We start from the raw sequence: 21,907 nt of genomic DNA, 5'->3' as shown, positions 1-21,907 counted from the left end.
CGGACATAGCAGCCGGTAGACTAGTTAACTCAAAATCAAGCTATCATCTTCAACCTTCTCACCGCGAGTTTGCTCAAACATATCAAGTAAGTCATGTACAGTCATATCTTTACGTATGTCACCAGCGACATCTAATACCACTTGGCCTTGATGCAGCATTACTGTACGCGTGCCATGTGCTAATGCTTGTTGCATTGAGTGCGTGACCATCATGGTAGTTAGCTCATTATCAGTGACAATCTTATCTGTCAATTCTAAAACGAAAGCAGCAGTTTTAGGGTCAAGAGCAGCAGTATGTTCATCAAGCAATAGAATCTTAGAGGGTTGTAATGATGCCATTAGTAGGCTCACAGCTTGACGTTGCCCGCCAGATAATAACCCCATACGGTCGGTCAAACGATTTTCTAAACCTAATTTTAGGACTGACAGTTTTTCTCGGAATAAATCACGGTTATTCTGGTTTAGTGCAAAGCTTAGACCTCGTTTGCCGCCACGTTTGTAGGCCAATGCCATATTTTCTTCGATAGTTAATGCTTCACAAGTCCCAGCCATCGGGTCTTGAAACACACGGGCGACCCAATGAGCGCGTTGATGCGCTGTTTTTTTGGTGACATCGATGCCGTTTAGTAAGATTGAGCCACTATCGACACGCGTGGTACCACTTACGGCGTTTAGAAAAGTCGATTTACCTGCGCCATTAGTACCAATAACAGTCACAAATTCGCCATCAGCGATGTTTAAATTAATACCACGGAGGGCAGGGTTTTCGATAGGCGTGCCCGGGTTAAAGGTCAACCGTAAATCTGTGGCTTGCATCATAATCGTTATTCCTTATTGTCTCTTCAAGCTTATTACAGTTTTTTACCGCCTGCTTTGACTGTCATTGAACGCGAACTTTACGAGATAAAAACTTAGTTTTTGCTTTTGGCAATACCAGTGCTAATACCACAAGTAGGGCAGTAATCAAGTTCAAATCTTGCGGGCCAAAGCCAATACTACGCAGCGTATCGCTCGATAGCGCGACCTGAATAAATAGCTTATATAGTACCGCACCAACGATTACGGCAAAGGTAATCAGCCAAATACGCTTGGCAGGGATGATGGTCTCCCCAATGATGACTGCTGCTAGACCAATGACAATCGTACCGATACCGATAGAGATATCTGCGCCACCTTGGGTCTGTACAAACAGCGCCCCTGCTAAAGCAATTAGGCCGTTAGAGACGGCCATACCGATAATCGTCATCCAAGAGGTGTTAATGCCTTGCGCTTGGGCCATACGGAGGTTTGAACCAGTTGCACGCATGGATAAGCCAGTTTCAGTGCTATAGAACCAATCTAAGAATAGCTTGGCAAGCAATATGACCACACCAATGATAAGGCAACGCATCCAATAGCCATTTTCGTCATTGACCAAAGTGCTAAATACTGTGGTTTCACCTAACAACGGCAAGTTGGGCGCGCCCATGATGCGTAGGTTGACAGAATATAGCGCGACCATGACTAAGATGCTGGCAAGTAGTTGCAAGATACCAAGTTTGACGTGTAGCCATGCAGTGACGATACCAGCGACTGAACCTGCTAGCATACCAAAAGCACAGGCCAACCATGGATTGACACCAGCGACGATAGAGATGCCAGCGACGGCGCCACCTAATGGAAAACTACCATCAGCGGTCAAATCAGGAAAGTCGAGCGTACGAAATGAGATGAGCACACCAAGTGCTACTAGGCCGTAAATTAGACCGCTTTCAAGCGCACCAAAAAAAGCAATTAGAGACATAAGATATCAGTAAGTCATAACCAAGCGTTTAGTAAATAACATTCTATTTATTAACTCACAGAGTAAGTGGCTTATACCAGCGCGCTCTTATCTATAAATTTATAAGTCAATTTTAGCTAAACGGCTAAGCGGTGAATTTAACAGATTAAGCAATCTGCGGTTAGGGTAAACCAAAACATGTCACGATGAAAAGCTATCATAAGCTACCTTGGTTCAAAGCTTTGGTTCAAGATATCGCAAAATTTAAATGCTATGTTATAAGTGCTATGTAAATAATAAAGTCCTAAGCAAATACCTTGGCACTTATAAGTATTTTATAAGTAATGAGCTAAATAAAAGCATTTAAATAACCGCTACTTAATAATAGCCTTTTAAATAAGAAGCCCAGCCTACTAATTCATAGCTGGGTTTCTTATGTTAAACATTTAGCTTCATCGCATAAAGGTAGCTGGCGGCTGACACGCAATCTATCAAACTCGGTATCTATATTATGATTGCTATGATGAGCCAACTATAAAAGTGCGTTATTCTACCACTTCTTTTGCTTTATCGATAACCGCTTGTGGCAAAGTAATGCCTTGTTCTTTGGCATGGTTTGGACTGACATATAAATCAAGCATTTGCGGCGTATAAACAGGAATGGCGCCGGCTTCTTCACCGTTTAGAATGCGTACAACGATTTTACCAGTTTCGCGGCCAAGATCGTAATAGTTTACGCCTAAGGCAGCAATGGCACCGCGCTCAACTGAACTGGTATCTGAGGCAATCAGTGGGATTTTGCTCTCTTTAGCGACTTGATATAGTGATTCGTAGGCCGATACGACGTTGTTATCGGTTGAGGTATAGATCATATCAACCTTACCTTCGAGGCTACGGGCGGCCATCGCAATATCAGTACTACGCTGGGCAGGCGCTTCGAGTACGTTGATACCTAGTGGTGTCAGTTTTTCTTTTAAGTTTTTCAAGATAATCGTTGAGTTGACTTCGCCTGGGCTATAAACATAACCGACATTTTTTAAGCTAGGAATGATTTGACGCATCAATTCAATTTGTGGCTCATAAGGTAGTGCATCAGAGCCACCAGTGACATTGGTGCCAGAGCCATCTAGTTTTGTGACTAGTTTGGCTGCGACTGGGTCAGTGACTGCTGAAAATACTAGTGGGATACTGCTAGTCGCAGCAGCTACTGACTGCGCTGATGGAGTGCCGATCGCGATGATAACGTCTGCATTGTCTGCAACGAATTGCTTGGCAATCTGTCCCGCCGTGGCAGTATTGCCCTGTGCACTTTGGAAGTTGACCGTTAAGTTTTCACCGTCTTTAAAGCCGGCATCATTTAGCTCATCGATGACACCTTTACGGACATCATCTAGCGCTGGATGTTCTACAATAGCAGTGATAGCGACCGTCTTCATAGCTACTGCGGCATCGCCAGTAGCAGCCGCGTCAGTAGTGCTAGTATCTTGTGCTGACTGATTACAACCAGTCAAGATAGCAGTACAAACGCCGCCTAATAATAGCGCTTTACTAAAATTGAAATGACCAAAACGATTTTGATACAACATGGGTCTTACTCCTAAAATAATAGTGTGTCCATACACTATATAAATAATTAACGTGCTAATTAATAGCCTACTACTTTCTATTTGGTATTGGTATCAGTATCAACGTTAATGGCATTTTTTAGTAAATCTGCTGGCAAGCTGACACCTTGCTCAGCCGCGTGCTTCGGACTTGCATACAAGGTTAATTTATTCATGACTTCAGGCTTAATGGTATTGACAGCCTCGCCATTTAACACGCGATAAACCATTTTTCCAGTGGTACGGCCAAAGTCATAATCGTTGACACCTAGCGCAGCAGTGGCACCGCGTCTTACACTAAACTCGTCCGAGGCAATGACTGGAATATCAAGCTCGTTAGCGGCACCTGCCATTGCTTCAAATCCTGACACAACGTTATTATCTAACGAGGTATAAATGACATCGACGCGACCAGCAAGACTACGAGTCGCCATAGCAACGTCAGTTGGACGGTTGGCTGTCACATCTAATATTTTGAGTCCACGCGCTGGCGCGAGTTTTTTAAGCTGATTGAGCACTACTACAGAGTTAATCTCACCTGGGCTATAGACGTAGCCAATGGTTTTTGCATTGGGTACAATTTTTTGAATATTGTCTAACTGCGGCGCAATAGGTAACTCGCTTGATAGGCCTGTCACATTAGATTGGATAGGTACGTTATTTTCGTTAATGAGCTTCGCTGCAACAGGGTCTGAGATAGCAGTATAAATAACCGGAACCGTTTTAGTTGACGCAACAATGGATTGGGCAGATGGCGTTGAAATTGCTACGATCGCGTCTGGATTGTCTCCTGCAAACTGCTTGGCAATCTGTCCTGCTGTCGCTGTATTACCTTGAGCACTTTGGAAGTTGATAGTTAGATTTTGGCCTTCAACATAACCATTATCAGCCAGCTCATCAATGATACCGCGGCGCATCTCATCTAACGATGGGTGTTCAACGATTTGAGTAATGGCCAACGTTTTAGCGGGTTTGTCAGTATCAGCGGCTGCACTTTCATCAGTCGTTGCAGCAGTATCGGTAGAATTTGAGCAGCCAATTAATCCAAGGGTGGCGCTAATAGCAGCGCCGTATAAGCTTAAGCGTAAAGTAGAAGCAATAGTCATTATTAGGTTAACTCATAAGTTATATCAATCGTAAAAACCAAGTTAACATTATCAGAATAGCTAAGTCTACTTATGGTAGTACTTGTGTTCGTCTTCGTTATATTTGGTTTTAAAGATGATACTGGAAAATGCAGGTTAGCCGAGTCAATGCTATGTTGATGCCAAAATAGCAGGCTAACAATAAAGTAATCGTTCCGTCGATCATTATGTTCATATTATGACAGTAATGTAAGTTATCGCAATAAAAAATTAAAGCGTATTCGTCATAGCTGTGATTGAGTCATGTATTGATGGTTTTATTAAGTGGTTTCTTAACCCCTATACTATAAAAAACGACATAAAAAAAAGATGCCATGTAGGACATCTTTTTTTATGTCAATGCTGAAGAGAGCAGTTAAGCTAAAGTATCACCAACGATGCAATCATCAGGCAAGGTAACAACCGTTAGCCCCGTTTTTGGATCGCCAGTCGATAACACCATGCCTTCCGAGATACCAAATTTCATCTTACGTGGTGCAAGATTAGTGACGCAAATCACCTTTTTATCAAGTAATTGCTCAGGCTCATAAAATTTACGGATACCGCTAAACACATTGCGCGGTTTGTCTTCGCCAACGTCTAAGGTGAATTGCAGAAGCTTATCTGCGCCTTCGACATGGTTACACTCTAAGACGTGTGCGACTTTCATTTCAACTTTGGCAAAGTCTTCAATACCAATATAATCAGCTTGCTCAGCATTTACATCATCACCAGTACCAGCTTCTGTCTTGCTATCTTTTTCGGTGACTGACTTGCTAGCAACTGGAGTAGCAGTTTGAGCTAATGACTCTTTTGACGCTTCAACCATCGCTGCAACGTCTTTTTCTTCGATACGCTGCATTAAAGGTTTAAATTTATTGATTTTATGACCAAGCAACCATTGGTTACGGCTAGCGAAACTCAAGTCATCAATGTTTAAAAATTCTTTGGCATTGGCAGTCAGCTCAGGTAATACTGGCGCTAGATAAACCATCAATTGACGGAAGATATTAATCGCAACCGAGCAAACGTCTTGAACTTCTTGCTCAGTGCCTTCTTGCTTGGCAAGCGACCATGGTTTTTTCTCGTCAATATACTCGTTGGCCTTATCTGCACATTGCATGATTAAACGCATAGCGCGCGAGAATTCGCGATTCTCATAAGCAGCAGCAATTTCATCACCAGTTTTGGTAATATCTTCTAGAAGCATTGACTCTACGCAAACGTCCGACAGCATACCGTCATATTTCTTCACTAAGAAACCAGCGCTACGACTGGCAATATTAACGACCTTACCAACCAAGTCAGAGTTGACCTTTTGCATAAAGTCTTCTAAATCAAGGTTAATGTCCTCGACTTTGTCAGACAGTTTGCTAGCAAAATAATAACGCAAGTATTCAGGGTGTAAATGATCAGCGTAAGTTTCGGCTTTAATAAAGGTGCCACGTGACTTACTCATTTTTTCACCATTAACCATCAAGAAGCCATGGGCAAAGACACCAGTCGGCGTACGGAATTCACTACCGGCAAGCATGGCTGGCCAAAATAACGCATGGAAATAAACGATGTCTTTACCAATGAAATGATAAACCTCGGTCTTATGCTCGTTTTCTTGCATCCAATAACGGTCAAAATCAAGCGCTTCATCTGTACCTGCACGCTTATCACATAAGTTTTTAAAGCTTGCCATGTAACCGACTGGCGCATCTAGCCATACATAAAAATATTTGTCTGGCTCGTCGCTTGGGGTATCTGGAATTTGGAAACCAAAATATGGTGCATCGCGCGAGATATCCCAGCTGGTCAGGCCAGCGTCAAACCATTCTTGCAGTTTATTAGCAACCGATGTTTGCAAGCGATTATCACTACGCGTCCAATCCTTTAAGAATTGCTCAAACTCAGGTAAATCAAAGAAATAGTGCTTAGAGGTTTTTAGGACAGGTGTGGCGTCAGACAACGTCGAGTAAGGATCTTTAAGATCTGTTGCATCATACGTTGTGCCGCACACTTCACAGTTATCGCCATATTGATCAAGCGCACCGCATTCAGGGCAAGTGCCTTTGACAAAACGATCCGCTAAAAACAATTGCTTTTCAGGATCAAATAATTGCTCAACGTCTTTGGTACTGATATGTCCAGCGCTATCAAGACGACGATAAATCAGCTCGGAAAAATGCTTGTTTTCTTCTGAATGCGTGGAGTGATAATTGTCAAAGTTAATCAAAAATTTAGCAAAGTCCGCTTCATGCGAGGCTTTAACTGAGGCAATTTGCTCTTCTGGCGTGATGCCATTAGCTTCTGCTTTGAGCATGATCGCCGTACCATGTGCATCATCCGCGCAGACATAAGTGACCTGATGGCCTTGTGCCTTCATCGCACGCGCCCAAATATCAGTCTGAATATATTCTACAAGATGCCCCAAATGGATATAGCCATTGGCGTAGGGCAGCGCACTGGTTACTAGAATCTCACGCACTTTCATCACCTATACTTTATATAAACGGGTTGGTTATCAAACGTCGCAAGCCGTTTATGGCGAGCAGACGCGATACTATTAATATCAAACTATCAATACTAAAACTTCTAAAAATGAAAATTCAAAAAGTGCGCCTATGATACCGTAAATCGGTCAAATTTGTGACATTACCATACTAATTAATACAGTAATTAATGTGATAACCAATACGGTAACCAATATGGTAGTTAGCTCCGTATGGTACATAAATGGTCGCTCATTTATTAGATATAAATAATACGCCCTAGCTTTGCTCGTTATAAAGTTATTATTAAAAAACCCACCAAGCAATTTGCCAAGTGGGTTTTGAATTTACACATTAAAACTCATTCATATTCAAAGCTCAAGAAACTGATTAAAGCTTAAACGGTTTCTAAAATGAGCCAAACATCGTCCCTAAGATGATAACAGCGACCACAGCGATTAATGGAATAATCATCGTAACCATCGCAAGATTAAGGTATGACTGCTTATGGGTCAAGCCACAAATCGCAAACAACGTGATGACCGCGCCACTGTGTGGAAGAGTATCAAGCCCGCCCGCTGCCATAACCGCCACGCGGTGCATAAGCTCTGGATCAATACCAGCTGCGACCGCCATTCTCAGGTAATCTTCGCCCAACGTCGATAGAGCGATACTCAAACCACCTGATGATGAGCCCGTAATACCAGCAAGCGTGGTCATAGCAACGGCTTCTGAGATTAGTGGGTTATCAGGATTTAGGTTTAAGATACTGTCACGAATGATAAGGAAGCCTGCAAGTGAAGCGATAACCGCACCGTAGCCAACTTCCGATGCGGTGTTAAAAATCGGCAACATCGAATCATAAGTACCACGGTTGATGGTTTTTTGTAGATTGTTCCAATGACCGATACGCAGCAAAATCAAAACAATACAGGCAACGACTAACGAGATAATAATCGACCATAGACCGAGTGAGCCGGCGATATTTAAATCCGGAAACTGAGCTTGTAAGCTGCTAAAGTCTATCGAAGGGAAAATAGCATAAGTTAATAAAGCGTTTAAAGCGATGACTAATACCAGCGGAATCATAGCAACCGTAAAGGAGGTGTGATGAGTATTTAGCACTTCGGCTTCTTTTTTTGCTGCACCAACGCCGCCTACATCCTCTTCGTCATGCTGACCGTAGCCTTCACCTGCCGCATTGGCTTTTCTAGCCCGTGACTGTAGCCATAACCAACCACAAATAAACATGATAGTACCGCCGATAATACCTAGGATAGGCGCGGCAAATACGTTGGTATTATAATAAGGAATTGGAATGGCATTCTGAATGGCTGGCGTGCCCGGCAATGCGGTCATCGTAAAGGTAAATGAGCCTAAGGCAATCGCTGCTGGAATCAAGCGCTTAGGAATATCAGCGGCTTTGAATAAGTCTTTGGCGATTGGATAGATAGCAAACGCTACGACAAATAACGATACACCACCATAGGTTAAGATAGCACAGACTAAGATGACTGCTAGAATGGCTTTGCTGGCACCAAGCTTTTCGACCACGGTATTGGCAATTGCTGTCGCCGCTCCAGAGTCTGCCATCAAACGACCAAACAATGCACCTAACAAGAAAATAGGGAAGAATTTGAGTAAGAATCCACTCAAAGCACCCATAAAGACATCGGTATAGGCAGGAATACTACTTAAAAAATCCCCTGATAGGAATACAGCTAATATCGCCATAATCGGTGCTAAAATCAGCACTGAATAACCGCGATAAGCAAAGAACATTAATAGAAATAAAGTAATAACAATAGCAAGTGTGCTAAACATGATCGCCCTCCTTGGCAAAATTCAGTCAGCGATTATGCAGTGCTTGCTAGTAGAGGTCAACACAAGATATCAAATACTTAGTAATAGATTATATTTAGTATGCATCTGTACTGATATGATTGTGACCTATAATATTTTTATTCACACTACCAATCGCAACCTCTATAATCTTAAAGTTATTCTCTAGTCGCTATGAGAATAATATGTTAAGTTAGCATAAGTATCGCATATATGATATATCGATATAAATTGTATTATTATGGTTGTACTTGTATTGAGTCCTATGGATAAACTACCATATTTAACAAGCAGTAATCTACTAACAATAAGTTTGAACCATAAACATTAAATCGACAAGGAATGTGGATATGTTTAGTGCTATCACCAACGCCAGCGTACAACTGGTAAATCGGTATCTACCATCTCCTTTTGTATTCTCTATTGTTTTAACGCTCATTGCTTTTGTCGTTGGACTTGCTATTACGGGCCAAAACGTAATAGCAATGGCAGGACATTGGGGCAATGGGCTGTGGTCACTACATAGCTTTGCCATGCAAATGGCGCTTATATTGGTGACAGGCTATGCGTTTGCTAGTGCGCCATTCATTCAGCGTCTACTGGATAATATTGCCAGTCGTATTCATTCCCCTTCGACCGCTATCATAGTATCAACCTTGGTGGGTCTGGTTGGGTCATGGATAAACTGGGGTTTTGGTCTAATTATTGGCGCTATCTTTGCCAAGTCACTCGCAAAAAAAGTAGCTAATGTCGATTACCCCTTATTGGTAGCGGCCGCATATTCAGGGTTTGTTATCTGGCATGGAGGCTTTTCAGGGTCGATACCGTTAACGTTAAGCTCAGGCGGTGACACCTTGCTCACGCTATCGGGCAATGCAATAACCGAAGCAGTGCCTTTATCACAAACCGTGTTTGCCGGATACAACTTGCTCATTGTCGGCTTGTTAGTAATAATCTTGCCTCTGTTAAATCGCTTTATGCACCCAAAAAACCCTACCGTTATTGATCCTAAGCTGATTAAAAAAGAAGCTTACGTGTCGCCTCGCAGAGATACCCCAGCACAAAGATTAGATGACAGTCGTATTGTCGCCGTAATTCTGCTGGCGTTAGCCTTAATGTACTATATTAGTGAATTTAGCAGCAATGGTTTTAATCTAGGATTAAACATAGTTATTGGGCTATTCTTGTTTGTAGGATTGTTATCGCATGGCACGCTAGAGCGTTACTATCGCGCAGTAAACTCAGGTATAGGCGGCATCACTGGTATTGTATTACTGTTTCCGTTTTATGGTGGCATCATGGGTATCATGACCGGAGCAAACGCTGACGGCATCTCTATTAGTACTCAAGTTACCGAATTCTTCGTCAATTCCGCTTCAGCAGACAGCTTTCCTATTTTTGCATTTCTAAGCGCAGGTTTAGTCAACGTCTTTGTACCATCGGGCGGCGGTCAGTTTGCTGTACAAGGGCCTGTCATGATACCTGCTGGTGTCGAGCTTGGTGTCAAACCAGCAGTCACGGCAATGGCGATTGCGTGGGGCGATGCGTGGACGAATATGATTCAGCCATTTTGGGCATTACCGTTATTAGGTATTGCCGGCTTAGATGCTCGAGCTATCATGGGCTACTGTCTGATAGTGCTTGCAGTATCAGGGGCAATTATTATGGGTGTGTTTTGGTTAGTGGTATAACTGGTATGGCGTGTAAATGAATACAGAAGGTAATAAAAACAACAAACTTAATGAAATGATTCAAAGGCAACAATAGAACGGATACATAATAAAGTTAAACCATTATTAATCTATGGGTTAATTAAAAGATCATAAACGATAATTATAGGAGACAACCATGAGTCAATCAAAAGTATATAGTAGTGCAGAAGAAGCGTTAAAAGGTATTGTAAGTGATGGTCAAACCCTCGCAATCGGCGGTTTTGGTCTGTGTGGTATTCCTGAAGCTTTAATCGAAGCATTGCGTGATAGCGGCGTTAAAGATTTAACCTGTATCAGTAATAACGCGGGTGTTGATGACTTTGGCTTAGGATTACTATTACAAACTCGTCAAATCAAAAAAATGATCTCATCTTATGTCGGTGAAAATAAAGAGTTTGAGCGTCAATACCTAGCTGGCGAGTTAGAAGTTGAATTGACCCCGCAAGGTACATTGGCTGAAAAGCTACGTTCGGGTGGCGCTGGTATTCCTGCGTTCTATACTGCAACTGGCGTCGGCACACTCGTCGCGGAAGGTAAAGAGACGCGTGATTTTGATGGTCGCACATATGTGCTTGAACATACATTGCGTGCTGATGTGTCATTAATCAAAGCGCAAAAAGCAGATAAATCGGGTAACTTAATGTTCAACAAAACCGCCCGTAACTTCAATCCAGACTGTGCAATGGCTGGCAAAATTACCATTGTCGAAGTAGAGGAAATCGTAGAGACTGGCACGTTCGATCCTGATGAAGTGCATCTGCCTGGTATCTTTGTGCAGCGTATTGTATTAAACAGCAACCCTGAAAAACGTATCGAAAAAACGACAACTAAAGCAGTTGAAAACGCTTAAATAAAGAGTCTGTCAAAATATTTTTTAACTTTTTAGATTAATGATAATAGAACATTGTAAAAAATAAGGAAATTACCATGGCATGGACAAGAGAGCAGATGGCGCAGCGCGCTGCGAAAGAATTACAAGACGGTTATTATGTGAACTTAGGAATTGGTCTACCAACTCTAGTGGCTAACTATATTCCTGAAGGTATGGATGTTTGGCTACAGTCAGAAAACGGTCTGTTAGGTATTGGTGAGTTTCCAACCGCTGAAAACGTAGATGCTGACTTGATTAATGCAGGTAAACAAACGGTGACAGCAGAGCCGGGTGCCAGTTATTTTGGTAGCTCAGAGTCATTTGCCATGATTCGTGGCGGTCATGTCAATCTGGCAATATTGGGCGCGATGGAAGTCTCGGAGCAGGGCGACCTTGCCAACTGGATGATTCCTAAAAAGATGGTCAAAGGCATGGGCGGTGCCATGGATCTAGTTGCAGGCGTGCAACGCGTGATTGTATTAATGGAACAAGTTAATAAACACGGCGATCCAAAAATTCTTGCCAATTGTGAGCTGCCATTAACCGGCAAAGGCGTAGTGGATCGTATCATCACTGAGCTTGCCGTATTAGATGTCACTGACAATGGTTTGAAGTTGGTTGAGCTTGCAGATGGCGTTAGCTTTGAAGAACTACAAGAAAAGACGCCAGTGAGCATTGCTCAATAAGCATGTTGCATACATATATCTTGCACAGGCATTAAAACAAGCTATTTGATAAAGGAATATAAAATATGGCGACTCAATTACAACAAGATTTGACAGGTAAGGTAGCTTTAGTCACAGGCTCTGCAAGTGGTATCGGACGTGATATCGCTGAGACTTATGCCAAAGCAGGGGCAGCGGTTGGTATTGCAGATATTAATCTTGAAGCGGCGCAGCAAACGGTCGATGCTATTGAGGCTGCTGGTGGACGCGCACTGGCGATTGCTATGGATGTGACATCAGAGGATGCCGTAAATGATGGCGTGCAACAGCTAGTTGATACTTTTGGCGGTATTGACATTCTCGTCTCCAATGCCGGTATTCAGATTATTGATCCGATTAATAAAATGGCATTTGATGATTGGAAAAAGATGCTCGCCATTCATTTAGATGGTGCATTTCTGACTACCAAAGCTGCCGTACAGCATATGTATAAAGACGATAAAGGTGGTACGGTCATTTATATGGGTTCAGTACACTCGCATGAAGCCTCACTTTACAAAGCACCTTATGTGACTGCTAAACACGGCTTGCTTGGATTGTGCCGTGTGTTAGCCAAAGAAGGCGCTGAGCACAATGTACGCTCACATGTGATTTGCCCAGGATTTGTTAAAACGCCGTTAGTCGAAAAACAAATCCCGCAACAAGCGGCAGAAAAAGGCATCAGTGAAGAGTCGGTGGTTAATGACATTATGCTGGTCAATACAGTCGATAAAGAATTTACCACCGTTGATGATATTGCTCAATTAGCGCTATTTTTAGCAGCGTTCCCAAGCAATGTGTTTACAGGGCAGTCTATCGTTGCCAGTCATGGTTGGTTTATGAATTAAACAGGTTTGATTGATATTTTATTAGTTTAGTATTCATTAGCTTGCTAATAAAAGACCAATCCATTAGCATCTAGTTTCTATTAATTTGAGCCAATATTATTGGCTCTTTTTTATGAGCTTTTGCTGCACCGTTTTGGGCCGCACGGAGTAAAAATAATGAATAATAAAGATTTTGCCGAAACTTTTGCAGCGAAATTAGGCCGTGCCATCGAACAACAGCAATTCGAACAAGCGATTAATCAAGTACAAGATTTGCGACCTATTGATATCGCTGATGTGCTGGCACTCATGGAGTCCGAACTTGCTTGGCAGCTATTAGAGCGCTTATCTAATCGCTCTACCATTTTTTCTTATCTAGAACCTGATGTTCAGGTCGCTATGGCACATGAGTTTCCTCGAGATAGCATGGCGATATTAGTAGGGGAGATGCCCGCTGATGAACGCACCGATTTATATAAGCACCTAAATCAAGATCAGCGCGACGCTTTACTGCCTGCATTGGCGCAAGCGAAGCGTGAAGATATCCGTAGGCTATCTGCCTATGAGGAGCGCACTGCTGGCGCCTTAATGACGTCTGATTATGCTACTTTAGCTGCTCGGATGACAGTAACAGAGGCATTGGATGCGCTACGACTGGAAGCCCCCGATGCTGAGACCATCTACCATGCTTATGTGATTGATGATGAACGTAAGTTGTTAGGAGTTGTGTCGTTACGAGTACTAATTTTAGCGTCTCCTGAACAGTTAATTAATGACATTATGATGAGCACTGTGGTGTCTTGTAATGTGAACGACGATCAAGAGGACGTCGCCAAAGTAGTGGCTCGTTATGACTTGATTGCACTGCCAATTACTGATGACAGTGGTGCCTTGGTAGGCATTGTCACCCATGATGATGCGATGGATGTCGCTAGTGATGAGGCTACTGATGACTTTCATAAGTCAGGCGGTGTGACGACTATGGTTGGTAGGCTCAAAGATGTCAGCGTTAGAGTACTGTATCGTAAGCGCGTGTTTTGGCTGGTGTTTTTAGTATTTGGCAACTTGCTTTCGGGCTTTAGTATTGCCAATTTTGAAGAGGTAATTGCGGCCAACTTAGTGCTGGTGTTTTTCTTACCACTTTTAGTCGATAGTGGAGGTAACGCTGGTTCTCAGTCTGCCACCTTGATGGTGCGTGCGTTAGCGACGGGCGATGTGGTCATGCGAGATTGGCTCTCGCTATTGGGACGAGAAGCTGTAGTCGCCTTAATGCTAGGCGCTACTATGGCAGTTGCTATCTCTATCATTGGTTATGTGCGCGGCGATGCGGTAGTATCTTTGGTGCTCGCGCTTAGTATGATGTCTGTGGTTATGATTGGCTGTGTAATTGGAATGAGCTTGCCTTTTGTATTGAATAAAATAGGTCTTGACCCTGCCACTGCCAGTGCGCCTTTGATAACCTCGGTATGTGACGCCTCAGGCGTACTGATTTACCTATTTATTGCTTCTCAATTTTTATCTATATAACTTTAATAATAGTCAATTTAATTCAGAAACACACAATGCTGCTGGGATGTTTTATTTTAAAATATAGGTTGTGTAGCCTCTATCAGTGTCATGGTCGAATGTTCAATACTCCCTAGTCGCACGCTAAAAATTTTTATACCTTTTTTTGTTTTGAACTGACTATATATAATAGCTTATTAGTAAATAATCGTGAGCGCCAATTATAAGAGGGTAGCGAACAGCTAAAATATAGAAGAATTTCATTGCAGTCTTTTTATTAATGACAACTATTAATATTATAGTCTTTTTAATATTCTCAATTCAGATACACTGACTATCCCAAGAATATTTACTATTAAATTCTTAAAAGTCATGTCATCAAACCTATTCATATAGAAGTAAAGGTAGCTATGTTCAACTTTATAAAAAAAATAACGTCAGAAAAGCCTGAAACTCCGCAACAGCAAGCAGAGCGTGATAGTGCTGTGGATAAAGTATTGCTTGGCTATGAAGTCGGCACTATTAGTATTGCTACCATGGTAACGGGGCTTGAACGTGATGGCGACCAATTAACCTTAGACTTACGTTTACCAGCAGATACTGATCCTGAAATCATTCAGCAAGAGCTTGGGCAACTGCTGCATCCGCACGGTATCAAAACCATTCATATGAATGTACGTCTATTAGCGGCAGCTAAGGGCGCAGGCTCAAGCTTACCGAAGCAAATGCCAAAGACGACGGATGCCATGGCTAAGCAAGCCAAGCCTACCGCACAATCCAATACAGACAGCGAACCACCGATTACTAAAGCTGCACCAACACAAGCGTCACTAGCGCCGCATCCGCGTATTCGTCATATTATCGTAGTCGCGTCAGGTAAAGGCGGTGTGGGTAAATCAACTACGACGGTTAATATTGCCTTAGCATTAAAAAAGCTAGGCAACCGTGTTGGCGTACTCGATGCTGATATTTATGGCCCTAGTATGCCAACGATGCTAGGCGTCGCCGATGTAAGGCCGCAACTAGAAAATGAGCAGTTCGTTCCTGTCGATGCGCATGGCATGGCGATGCTATCGATTGGTAGCTTGCTCGATGGTGATAATACACCTGTCGCTTGGCGTGGACCAAAAGCCACTGGTGCCTTGATGCAGCTGTATAACCAAACCAATTGGCCGCAGCTAGATTATTTAGTGATTGATATGCCGCCAGGTACGGGTGATATTCAACTAACGCTAGCACAGCGTATTCCCGTTACGGGCGCTGTCATTGTCACGACGCCGCAGCATATTGCACTACTTGATGCGCAAAAGGGCGTCGAGATGTTTAACAAAACCAATATTCCGGTACTTGGTGTGGTTGAAAACATGGCGCTGCATACGTGTAGCAACTGTAATCATACCGAAGCTATCTTTGGTACTGGTGGTGGCGAGTTTATCGCTGAGCAATATCAGGTACCGCTGTTAGGGCAGCTTCCATTGGCAAGTGGGATTCGCGCACAAGTGGATAAAGGCGAACCAAGCGTACTCGCTGATGATGAATTTGCGCCGTATTATCTGAGTATTGCTAAGAACATCGAAGCCAATATTAATAAATTTGCTAAACCTGTCGATGATAAGCGTATTTTTTGATGGTTCTTAATGGTATTGAAATAGCCTGAACGGTTAACCTGTAAAGTCCTTGTATTTTAAAAAGGAAGTATTGTGAGCTTATCTATTTATCAAAGTCATTTAGATAATATTCCCAAACAGTATAAGTTCCTAAAATTATTGCGCCCTCCGATATATGTGATTGAACTCTCAAACAATCAATTGATTGGCGTTTGCTACTGTAAAGATGGTAGTAGCAAACGTCATCAGGTTAAAGCTGACTTTAGCAACCGCCGGATGGTGATTGCTGATTTTAATAAGTTTTCAAAGGCTCTTGCTGACCTGTTAGTTAAGTTTCCTAGACACTTTTTATGGATGAGTGTAATGGCATCAACGAATGTGACAGAAACGTTAGTTGATGGATTGACCAGCATTGAAGTTAAGGTAATAACGGAAGCATTTTTTGTGGCTTCTGCACAGGCAAAAAGAAGAGTTTTACACACCACAGTCAGCTATCAAGGAAAGATAGTCTCTTTAAATAAATAGTCACTCTAAGCAAATAGTCTCTTTAAAAAACCAGTACCTTTAGAAAAATTTGGCTAGGATGCCTTGACGATGTATCAAAATCGCAACGAACAAGATCAGCAACACTTATCCACCAGCTTGCGACCAGTTGCTCTTGACGAGCTTATTCAAAATGGTCAGCCTACCTTTGGCGTCTTTGCTCACGTCAAGAGTATCAACTATATTGACTATTATAGTTATCTTATCTCACAAAAGTCCTTACCCAATTGGCGCAAAGCGCTCAAAGCCAACCAATTTTGCTTTATCCAAATTATTCAGCCTCCTTATCGAGTCTGTTTAGCACTGGCGACCATTAAGCTTGCGACTAGTGCCTTCGTCTATCTTTATAACGATGAGACTGATGAGTTAGAGGTTGATGAAGCGCTACAACCTTTGACTCGCCAAACACATTTAACAGGTGATTGCCATCAAGGGAAGATTGCGTTTGTTCATGCAAAGCTGACAGTTACTTTAGATTTTACGCCCGCGCAAGTTATCGTTGCGCTAGACAGTCAAAACCTTGCACTCCATGCAACCTTAGCAAGGCAGTCGCAGCCACTCGCTGTCTGTACACCAACGGGCAGGCGAGGCTGGACGTTCACTCAAAAAGAACCTTTGACAGCCATATCTGGGCATTTACTCATTAAAGGCAAGTCAAAGTTTAACGTTAATGCTTCTAATATTCCTGATTCTAAAGCCAAGCAAATAGACTTTACTAATACCACCATTGCCAATCTAGATTGGACACTTGGTTATATGCGTCACAAGACCAATTGGTTTTGGACGTGTATTAATAGCTATTTACCAGATGGTCGTCATTTTGCATTGAACTTATCGATGGGCGTTAATGAGACAGGAGCCAGTGAAAATGCGTGCTGGCTTGATGGACAGATATCTTACTTGCCGCCCGTGATGTTTATACGTAAAGATTTGGACGCATCAGCGCAGAATATTTGGAGTGTCTATCATCAAAACTTAGGTTGGAGCAATGTCGACATTGATTTAACCTTTACGCTTATTACTGTCTATAAGAAGACGGATAACTTTGGTGTGCTTGCCAGTATCTTTGAGCAATGGATTGGACTATATAGTGGTGAAATACGCTTAGGAAACGAGGTGATTAGAATTGATAAGATGATAGGGCTGGCAGAAGATCATTTTGCCAAATGGTGAATCATGATAGGTAATAAGTCCGTTAATATCGTTATGGATTTTAAAGTCGCCACTGCTCTATAAATTAAGCCGCCAATTCCGTATAATCGTCGCTATTAAATATTTGCTAAGGAAGAACAATGTCTATCAAGTCTGACCGCTGGATTCGTAAAATGGCTGAAGAGTATGGCATGATTGAGCCATATGAACCGGGTCAAGTACGCTTTAATGATGCAGGCGAACGCTTGGTTAGTTACGGCACCTCAAGCTATGGTTATGACGTACGCTGTGCGCCTGAGTTTAAAGTATTTACCAACGTGCATTCAGTAGTGGTTGATCCTAAAAACTTCGATGAAAAAAGCTTTATCGATATTGTAGGTGATGAGTGCATCATTCCACCCAACTCATTTGCATTGGCACGTACGATGGAGTATTTCCGCATTCCACGTGATGTATTGACGATTTGCCTTGGTAAATCAACTTATGCACGCTGCGGTATTATCGTCAACGTGACGCCACTTGAGCCTGAGTGGGAAGGGCACGTGACTTTAGAGTTTAGTAACACCACTAATTTGCCAGCACGTATTTATGCAGGTGAAGGCGTAGCACAGATGCTATTCTTCCAAAGTGATGCTGATGATGTCTGCGAGACCAGTTATAAAGACCGTGGCGGTAAATATCAAGGTCAAAGAGGCGTTACATTACCAAGAACCTAATACGGTCTTTAGGGATGCAAGCCCTTTGAACCGGCAACAAAAAAGCTGGGCGTATCTAATACGCTCAGCTTTTTTATGTCTCAGTGTTTATTAACTTAAGCTTTATTATTTTAAGACTTTTAAACCTGCTTTGTTATCACGTTTTGGCTTAGGAGCGACAGTAGGACTCTTCTTAGCAGCAACTTCTGATTCGTCCTCAGGCTTATAGTTTTCATATTCACTAGGATCAAAGAACATACCCTGTGAGTTTTCTTTTGCATAAATACCCATCACAGCAATAAGCGGTACCCAAATCTCTTGCGATACCCCACCGAAGCGTGCACTGAAATGGATATATTCATTTTCCATACTCATGTTGCCTGTAGCACGGCTAGCGATATTTAGCACGATACGACCATCTTGGACGTGTTCGGTTGGTATTTGTACATTCTCAGCAGTGGCATCTACCATTAGATACGGTGTCAGGGCATTGTCTTCTATCCATTCGTATAATGCCCGCACCATATAGGGGCGGGTTGGGGTAATAGACGTGGTTTCGCTCATCTGATGATTTCCTATATTTAATGGTCTTTAATGATTAAAAAATACTTTGTTCAGCTTTTCATTAACGGATAAAATATCAATGAAATTTGCTTATCTTTTATTTCAATAGCTTGTATTGGACTAATTTCCATTTTAATCAAGCTGTCTGCAGTCGTCTAATTAGCGAACGCTTTTTTTAAAACTCTCACGCTCAAAGAGTCGTGTTTGATAGTCAAACAATGGACGACTGATAGCTCGAGGTAGTTCTATACCCATTTCTTCAAGACGCCATAACAAGGGCGCTAACAGCACATCGCACCAACCAAATTCATCTGCCATAAAATAAGACTTATGAGCGAACAGTGGGGATAGGGTAATTAATGAATCAGCCAGCTGTTTTTTTGCCACGGCAGCTTGGGCTTTATTAAAGCTATCTGGATGCATGAGCAGTCGTTTACCAAGTACCAGCCAATCACGCTGGATACGCCATGCTAACTGTCGAAATTGTGCGCGCTCTTGCGGGGTATCAGGCAGCAGTTTGTTTGCGTGATAACGTTCCTCAAGATACTCAAAGATAACGTTAATCTCATATAGTGAGATTTCACGTTGCTGTAAGACAGGCAAAGTATGATAAGGGTTTAGCTCGGTCAGGTCTTCAGGACGCTCAGAATGTAAGCGTGATAAATAGTAAGCGAGCTTCTTTTCTTCAAGTAATAGGCGTACCACATGACTGTCGTAGCCATCATCAGCATATAAAATTAGCTGACTACTCGGAATGTCATTCGCATCAATCATGAAAGCCTAATGTTAATAGTTAAGGCTGCCATCGTAAACAAAGTTGCCTCGTTTATCAAGGTAGTAAGCGTAAACTATATCGAGTATCAGTACTAATAGGGCTTAATACGAAAGCATTAAAATATTCCTTAACGCAAAACAAAAAAAGAGGCACTACCGAAGTAATGCCTCTTTTTATAAATGAATATAGAATTTATATATCACATTCAATTGGTTGACTATTTTACGTCTTTCCAGAACTCTTTGTTTAGTAGATAAACGGGGATCAATAAGACGAGCAAAAATAGAATAACGAACATACCGATGACCTGACGATCATGACGAACAGGTTCGCCCATCCATGCCATGAAGTTAACTAAATCACCAACTTCGCTTTCAAACTCTTCTTTACTTAAATCTTCTTGTAGATTATGCAGTACATGAGGCATAGCTGCATTCGCCAACACTAAGTTGTTAGCACCCCAAGGACGACTTGGATCCTCATAGAATGATAACAAGTAAGTATAAACCCAGTCGTCACCGCGTAATCTGGTCTCAAGCGATAAGTCTGGTGGTGCTGCCCCAAACCATGATGCTTGAATCTCAGGATCAATTTCAGCATCAATATGATCACCAATTTGATCAGTGGTCACCATTAAATACTTTTCGACCAGCTCAGGTGGTATCTCTAAGTCTTTCGCTATACGTGAATGACGAACGTACTTCGCTGAGTGACAACCTGCGCAGTAGTTCATGAACATCTTAGCACCGTTCTGTAACGAACCCTTATTGGTAAAATCAATTGGGGCTGTGCTACAAGCTAAATGTTCTTCGACACCTTCGGCATTAGTGAACGTACCGCATCCACTACCTGCGGCCAGTGCAGTACCAGCAGTCAGGGTTAATGCCGCACCTAAGCCCAAACCAGTTAAGGATCTTGTTAGCGTGTTCATTAGTGACCTCCGGTAACGCGTTCTGGTGGCTGTTTACACTTCTCAATGGCAGTGTAAATCGGCATCAATAAGAAAAACAAGAAATACAATATAGTAAATATACGAGCCATTAATGTCGCTGTTGGCGTCGTTGGCGTCGCACCTAAATAGCCAAGTACCAAAAAGCTAATTGCAAAGATGGTTAGAGCAATTTTAGATAAAATACCTTTGTAACGTATCGAACGTACAGGAGATCTATCAAGCCATGGTATTAGGAACAATACTGCAATCGCAGCACCCATCGCTATAACACCACCAAGCTTATCAGGAACCGCACGTAAGATGGCATAGAAAGGAGTGTAGTACCATACTGGCGCAATATGTGCAGGCGTTTTTAGTGAGTTAGCTGCTTCAAAGTTTGGTGGCTCAAGGAAGAAACCGCCGCCTTCTGGGAAGAAGAATACCACTGCAAAGAAGCAAATAAAGAACACTACAATACCAACCATATCGTGTACGGTGTAGTAAGGATGGAACTCAATACCATCTAATGGTATGCCGTTTTTATCTTTGAGTTTCTTGATGTCAATACCATCTGGATTGTTCGAACCCACATGATGTAAAGCCACTAAATGCATAAATACCAAACCGACTAATACTAGTGGAATAGCAACTACATGTAAGGCAAAGAAACGGTTTAGAGTAATACCTGAGATAATATAATCACCGCGTACCCATTCAGCAAGACCGTCACCAATAACTGGTAGCGCAGCAGGAAGATTCAAAATAACCTGTGCACCCCAAAATGACATATTGCCCCACGGTAGTAGATAACCGAAGAAGCCTTCTGCCATCAAGGCTAAGTAGATGCCCATACCGATAAGCCAAATAAGCTCACGTGGTTTCTGATATGAACCATAGAGCAAGGCTCTAAACATATGCAAATAGACTACTACAAAGAATGCTGATGCCCCAGTCGAGTGCATATAGCGAATAAGCCAGCCGCCTTTGACGTCACGCATGATGTATTCAACAGACGCAAATGCTCCTTCGGCACTTGGGTTGTACATCATCGTAAGCCAAATCCCAGTGACCAATTGGTTGACCAATACCACCATTGATAAAACGCCGAAGAAGTACCAAAAGTTAAAGTTCTTCGGTGCATAATATTTGGACATGTGGTATTCATAGGTTTCAGTCGCCGGAAAGCGCGCGTCTACCCAATGCATTAA

The 21,907-nt window shown here is 42.4% G+C and carries 19 protein-coding genes; 9 read left to right on the top strand and 10 right to left on the bottom strand.

The window, feature by feature from the left end; all coding sequences use genetic code 11:
- Positions 1-24: 24 nt before the first annotated feature.
- The 6 genes from AK825_RS09245 to AK825_RS09220 form a co-directional block, all read right to left on the bottom strand.
- Positions 25-819 (bottom strand): ABC transporter ATP-binding protein, encoded by a 795-nt coding sequence (locus AK825_RS09245; RefSeq protein ID WP_068036530.1) that lies wholly within the window; start codon positions 817-819, stop codon positions 25-27.
- Between the two features lie 61 nt (positions 820-880).
- Entirely contained in the window at positions 881-1,783 is a 903-nt protein-coding gene (locus AK825_RS09240) for an ABC transporter permease (RefSeq protein ID WP_068036528.1), read from the bottom strand.
- Positions 1,784-2,307: 524 nt separating this feature from the next.
- Complete coding sequence (locus tag AK825_RS09235; RefSeq protein ID WP_068036527.1) at positions 2,308-3,348, bottom strand: ABC transporter substrate-binding protein; 1,041 nt, start codon at positions 3,346-3,348, stop codon at positions 2,308-2,310.
- 77 nt (positions 3,349-3,425) lie between these two features.
- Positions 3,426-4,472, bottom strand: coding sequence for an ABC transporter substrate-binding protein (locus AK825_RS09230; RefSeq protein WP_068036525.1), 1,047 nt, complete (start codon positions 4,470-4,472; stop codon positions 3,426-3,428).
- Positions 4,473-4,866: 394 nt separating this feature from the next.
- On the bottom strand, positions 4,867-6,972 hold the full coding sequence (gene metG, locus AK825_RS09225; RefSeq protein WP_068036524.1) for a methionine--tRNA ligase: 2,106 nt from the start codon (positions 6,970-6,972) through the stop codon (positions 4,867-4,869).
- Between the two features lie 406 nt (positions 6,973-7,378).
- Positions 7,379-8,794 carry a GntP family permease gene (locus AK825_RS09220; protein ID WP_068036523.1) on the bottom strand — a complete coding sequence of 472 codons (1,416 nt, stop codon included), beginning with the start codon at positions 8,792-8,794 and terminating at the stop codon, positions 7,379-7,381.
- 368 nt (positions 8,795-9,162) lie between these two features.
- On the opposite strand from AK825_RS09220, the gene AK825_RS09215 reads away from it, so the two are divergent.
- From AK825_RS09215 to dcd, 9 genes are all read left to right on the top strand, one after another.
- Positions 9,163-10,503, top strand: coding sequence for a TIGR00366 family protein (locus tag AK825_RS09215; protein WP_068036522.1), 1,341 nt, complete (start codon positions 9,163-9,165; stop codon positions 10,501-10,503).
- A 157-nt stretch (positions 10,504-10,660) separates the two neighbouring features.
- Complete coding sequence (locus AK825_RS09210) at positions 10,661-11,374, top strand: CoA transferase subunit A (protein WP_068036521.1); 714 nt, start codon at positions 10,661-10,663, stop codon at positions 11,372-11,374.
- Between the two features lie 77 nt (positions 11,375-11,451).
- On the top strand, positions 11,452-12,081 hold the full coding sequence (locus AK825_RS09205) for a CoA transferase subunit B (protein ID WP_068036520.1): 630 nt from the start codon (positions 11,452-11,454) through the stop codon (positions 12,079-12,081).
- A 65-nt stretch (positions 12,082-12,146) separates the two neighbouring features.
- Positions 12,147-12,947 (top strand): 3-hydroxybutyrate dehydrogenase, encoded by an 801-nt coding sequence (locus AK825_RS09200; RefSeq protein WP_068036519.1) that lies wholly within the window; start codon positions 12,147-12,149, stop codon positions 12,945-12,947.
- Positions 12,948-13,103: 156 nt separating this feature from the next.
- Complete coding sequence (mgtE, locus tag AK825_RS09195) at positions 13,104-14,453, top strand: magnesium transporter (protein WP_068036518.1); 1,350 nt, start codon at positions 13,104-13,106, stop codon at positions 14,451-14,453.
- 389 nt (positions 14,454-14,842) lie between these two features.
- Positions 14,843-16,060: an iron-sulfur cluster carrier protein ApbC gene (apbC, locus tag AK825_RS09190; RefSeq protein ID WP_068036517.1), complete on the top strand. Its 1,218-nt coding sequence runs from the start codon at positions 14,843-14,845 to the stop codon at positions 16,058-16,060.
- Positions 16,061-16,132: 72 nt separating this feature from the next.
- Entirely contained in the window at positions 16,133-16,564 is a 432-nt protein-coding gene (locus AK825_RS09185) for a hypothetical protein (RefSeq protein WP_068036515.1), read from the top strand.
- A 69-nt stretch (positions 16,565-16,633) separates the two neighbouring features.
- Positions 16,634-17,755 (top strand): DUF2804 domain-containing protein, encoded by a 1,122-nt coding sequence (locus tag AK825_RS09180; RefSeq protein WP_068036514.1) that lies wholly within the window; start codon positions 16,634-16,636, stop codon positions 17,753-17,755.
- A gap of 119 nt (positions 17,756-17,874) precedes the next feature.
- Positions 17,875-18,450, top strand: a complete 576-nt coding sequence (dcd, locus tag AK825_RS09175) for a dCTP deaminase (RefSeq protein WP_068036512.1) — start codon at positions 17,875-17,877, stop codon at positions 18,448-18,450.
- A 105-nt stretch (positions 18,451-18,555) separates the two neighbouring features.
- Here dcd and AK825_RS09170 read toward each other — a convergent pair whose 3' ends face one another.
- The 4 genes from AK825_RS09170 to AK825_RS09155 form a co-directional block, all read right to left on the bottom strand.
- A complete protein-coding gene (locus AK825_RS09170; RefSeq protein WP_068036510.1) occupies positions 18,556-18,993 on the bottom strand; it encodes a ClpXP protease specificity-enhancing factor in 438 nt (145 codons plus the stop codon).
- 159 nt (positions 18,994-19,152) lie between these two features.
- The gene (locus AK825_RS09165) at positions 19,153-19,767 is read right to left on the bottom strand and encodes a glutathione S-transferase N-terminal domain-containing protein (protein ID WP_068036508.1); all 615 of its coding nucleotides are present in this window, start codon (positions 19,765-19,767) and stop codon (positions 19,153-19,155) included.
- 218 nt (positions 19,768-19,985) lie between these two features.
- The gene (locus AK825_RS09160; RefSeq protein ID WP_068036506.1) at positions 19,986-20,699 is read right to left on the bottom strand and encodes a cytochrome c1; all 714 of its coding nucleotides are present in this window, start codon (positions 20,697-20,699) and stop codon (positions 19,986-19,988) included.
- Positions 20,699-21,904, bottom strand: coding sequence for a cytochrome bc complex cytochrome b subunit (locus AK825_RS09155; RefSeq protein ID WP_203226538.1), 1,206 nt, complete (start codon positions 21,902-21,904; stop codon positions 20,699-20,701). Before AK825_RS09155 ends, AK825_RS09160 begins: the two co-directional genes overlap by 1 nt.
- Positions 21,905-21,907: the final 3 nt, after the last annotated feature.

Source organism: Psychrobacter sp. P11G5, assembly GCF_001593305.1.
Taxonomy (GTDB): domain Bacteria; phylum Pseudomonadota; class Gammaproteobacteria; order Pseudomonadales; family Moraxellaceae; genus Psychrobacter.
The sequence above is the reverse complement of the archived record's forward strand: the minus strand, read 5'-3'. Positions and strand labels throughout refer to the sequence as shown.

What these genes read in the sequence shown, in the direction of transcription:
- metG (WP_068036524.1), bottom strand. Translation starts at nt 6,972, where the DNA reads ATGAAAGTGCGTGAGATTCTAGTAACCAGTGCGCTGCCCTACGCCAAT.
- AK825_RS09240 (WP_068036528.1), bottom strand. Translation starts at nt 1,783, where the DNA reads ATGTCTCTAATTGCTTTTTTTGGTGCGCTTGAAAGCGGTCTAATTTAC.
- AK825_RS09230 (WP_068036525.1), bottom strand. Translation starts at nt 4,472, where the DNA reads ATGACTATTGCTTCTACTTTACGCTTAAGCTTATACGGCGCTGCTATT.
- AK825_RS09170 (WP_068036510.1), bottom strand. Translation starts at nt 18,993, where the DNA reads ATGAGCGAAACCACGTCTATTACCCCAACCCGCCCCTATATGGTGCGG.
- AK825_RS09155 (WP_203226538.1), bottom strand. Translation starts at nt 21,904, where the DNA reads ATGCATTGGGTAGACGCGCGCTTTCCGGCGACTGAAACCTATGAATAC.
- AK825_RS09200 (WP_068036519.1), top strand. Translation starts at nt 12,147, where the DNA reads ATGGCGACTCAATTACAACAAGATTTGACAGGTAAGGTAGCTTTAGTC.
- mgtE (WP_068036518.1), top strand. Translation starts at nt 13,104, where the DNA reads ATGAATAATAAAGATTTTGCCGAAACTTTTGCAGCGAAATTAGGCCGT.
- AK825_RS09160 (WP_068036506.1), bottom strand. Translation starts at nt 20,699, where the DNA reads ATGAACACGCTAACAAGATCCTTAACTGGTTTGGGCTTAGGTGCGGCA.
- apbC (WP_068036517.1), top strand. Translation starts at nt 14,843, where the DNA reads ATGTTCAACTTTATAAAAAAAATAACGTCAGAAAAGCCTGAAACTCCG.
- AK825_RS09210 (WP_068036521.1), top strand. Translation starts at nt 10,661, where the DNA reads ATGAGTCAATCAAAAGTATATAGTAGTGCAGAAGAAGCGTTAAAAGGT.
- AK825_RS09205 (WP_068036520.1), top strand. Translation starts at nt 11,452, where the DNA reads ATGGCATGGACAAGAGAGCAGATGGCGCAGCGCGCTGCGAAAGAATTA.
- AK825_RS09235 (WP_068036527.1), bottom strand. Translation starts at nt 3,348, where the DNA reads ATGTTGTATCAAAATCGTTTTGGTCATTTCAATTTTAGTAAAGCGCTA.
- AK825_RS09245 (WP_068036530.1), bottom strand. Translation starts at nt 819, where the DNA reads ATGATGCAAGCCACAGATTTACGGTTGACCTTTAACCCGGGCACGCCT.
- AK825_RS09215 (WP_068036522.1), top strand. Translation starts at nt 9,163, where the DNA reads ATGTTTAGTGCTATCACCAACGCCAGCGTACAACTGGTAAATCGGTAT.
- AK825_RS09180 (WP_068036514.1), top strand. Translation starts at nt 16,634, where the DNA reads ATGTATCAAAATCGCAACGAACAAGATCAGCAACACTTATCCACCAGC.
- AK825_RS09220 (WP_068036523.1), bottom strand. Translation starts at nt 8,794, where the DNA reads ATGTTTAGCACACTTGCTATTGTTATTACTTTATTTCTATTAATGTTC.
- AK825_RS09165 (WP_068036508.1), bottom strand. Translation starts at nt 19,767, where the DNA reads ATGATTGATGCGAATGACATTCCGAGTAGTCAGCTAATTTTATATGCT.
- dcd (WP_068036512.1), top strand. Translation starts at nt 17,875, where the DNA reads ATGTCTATCAAGTCTGACCGCTGGATTCGTAAAATGGCTGAAGAGTAT.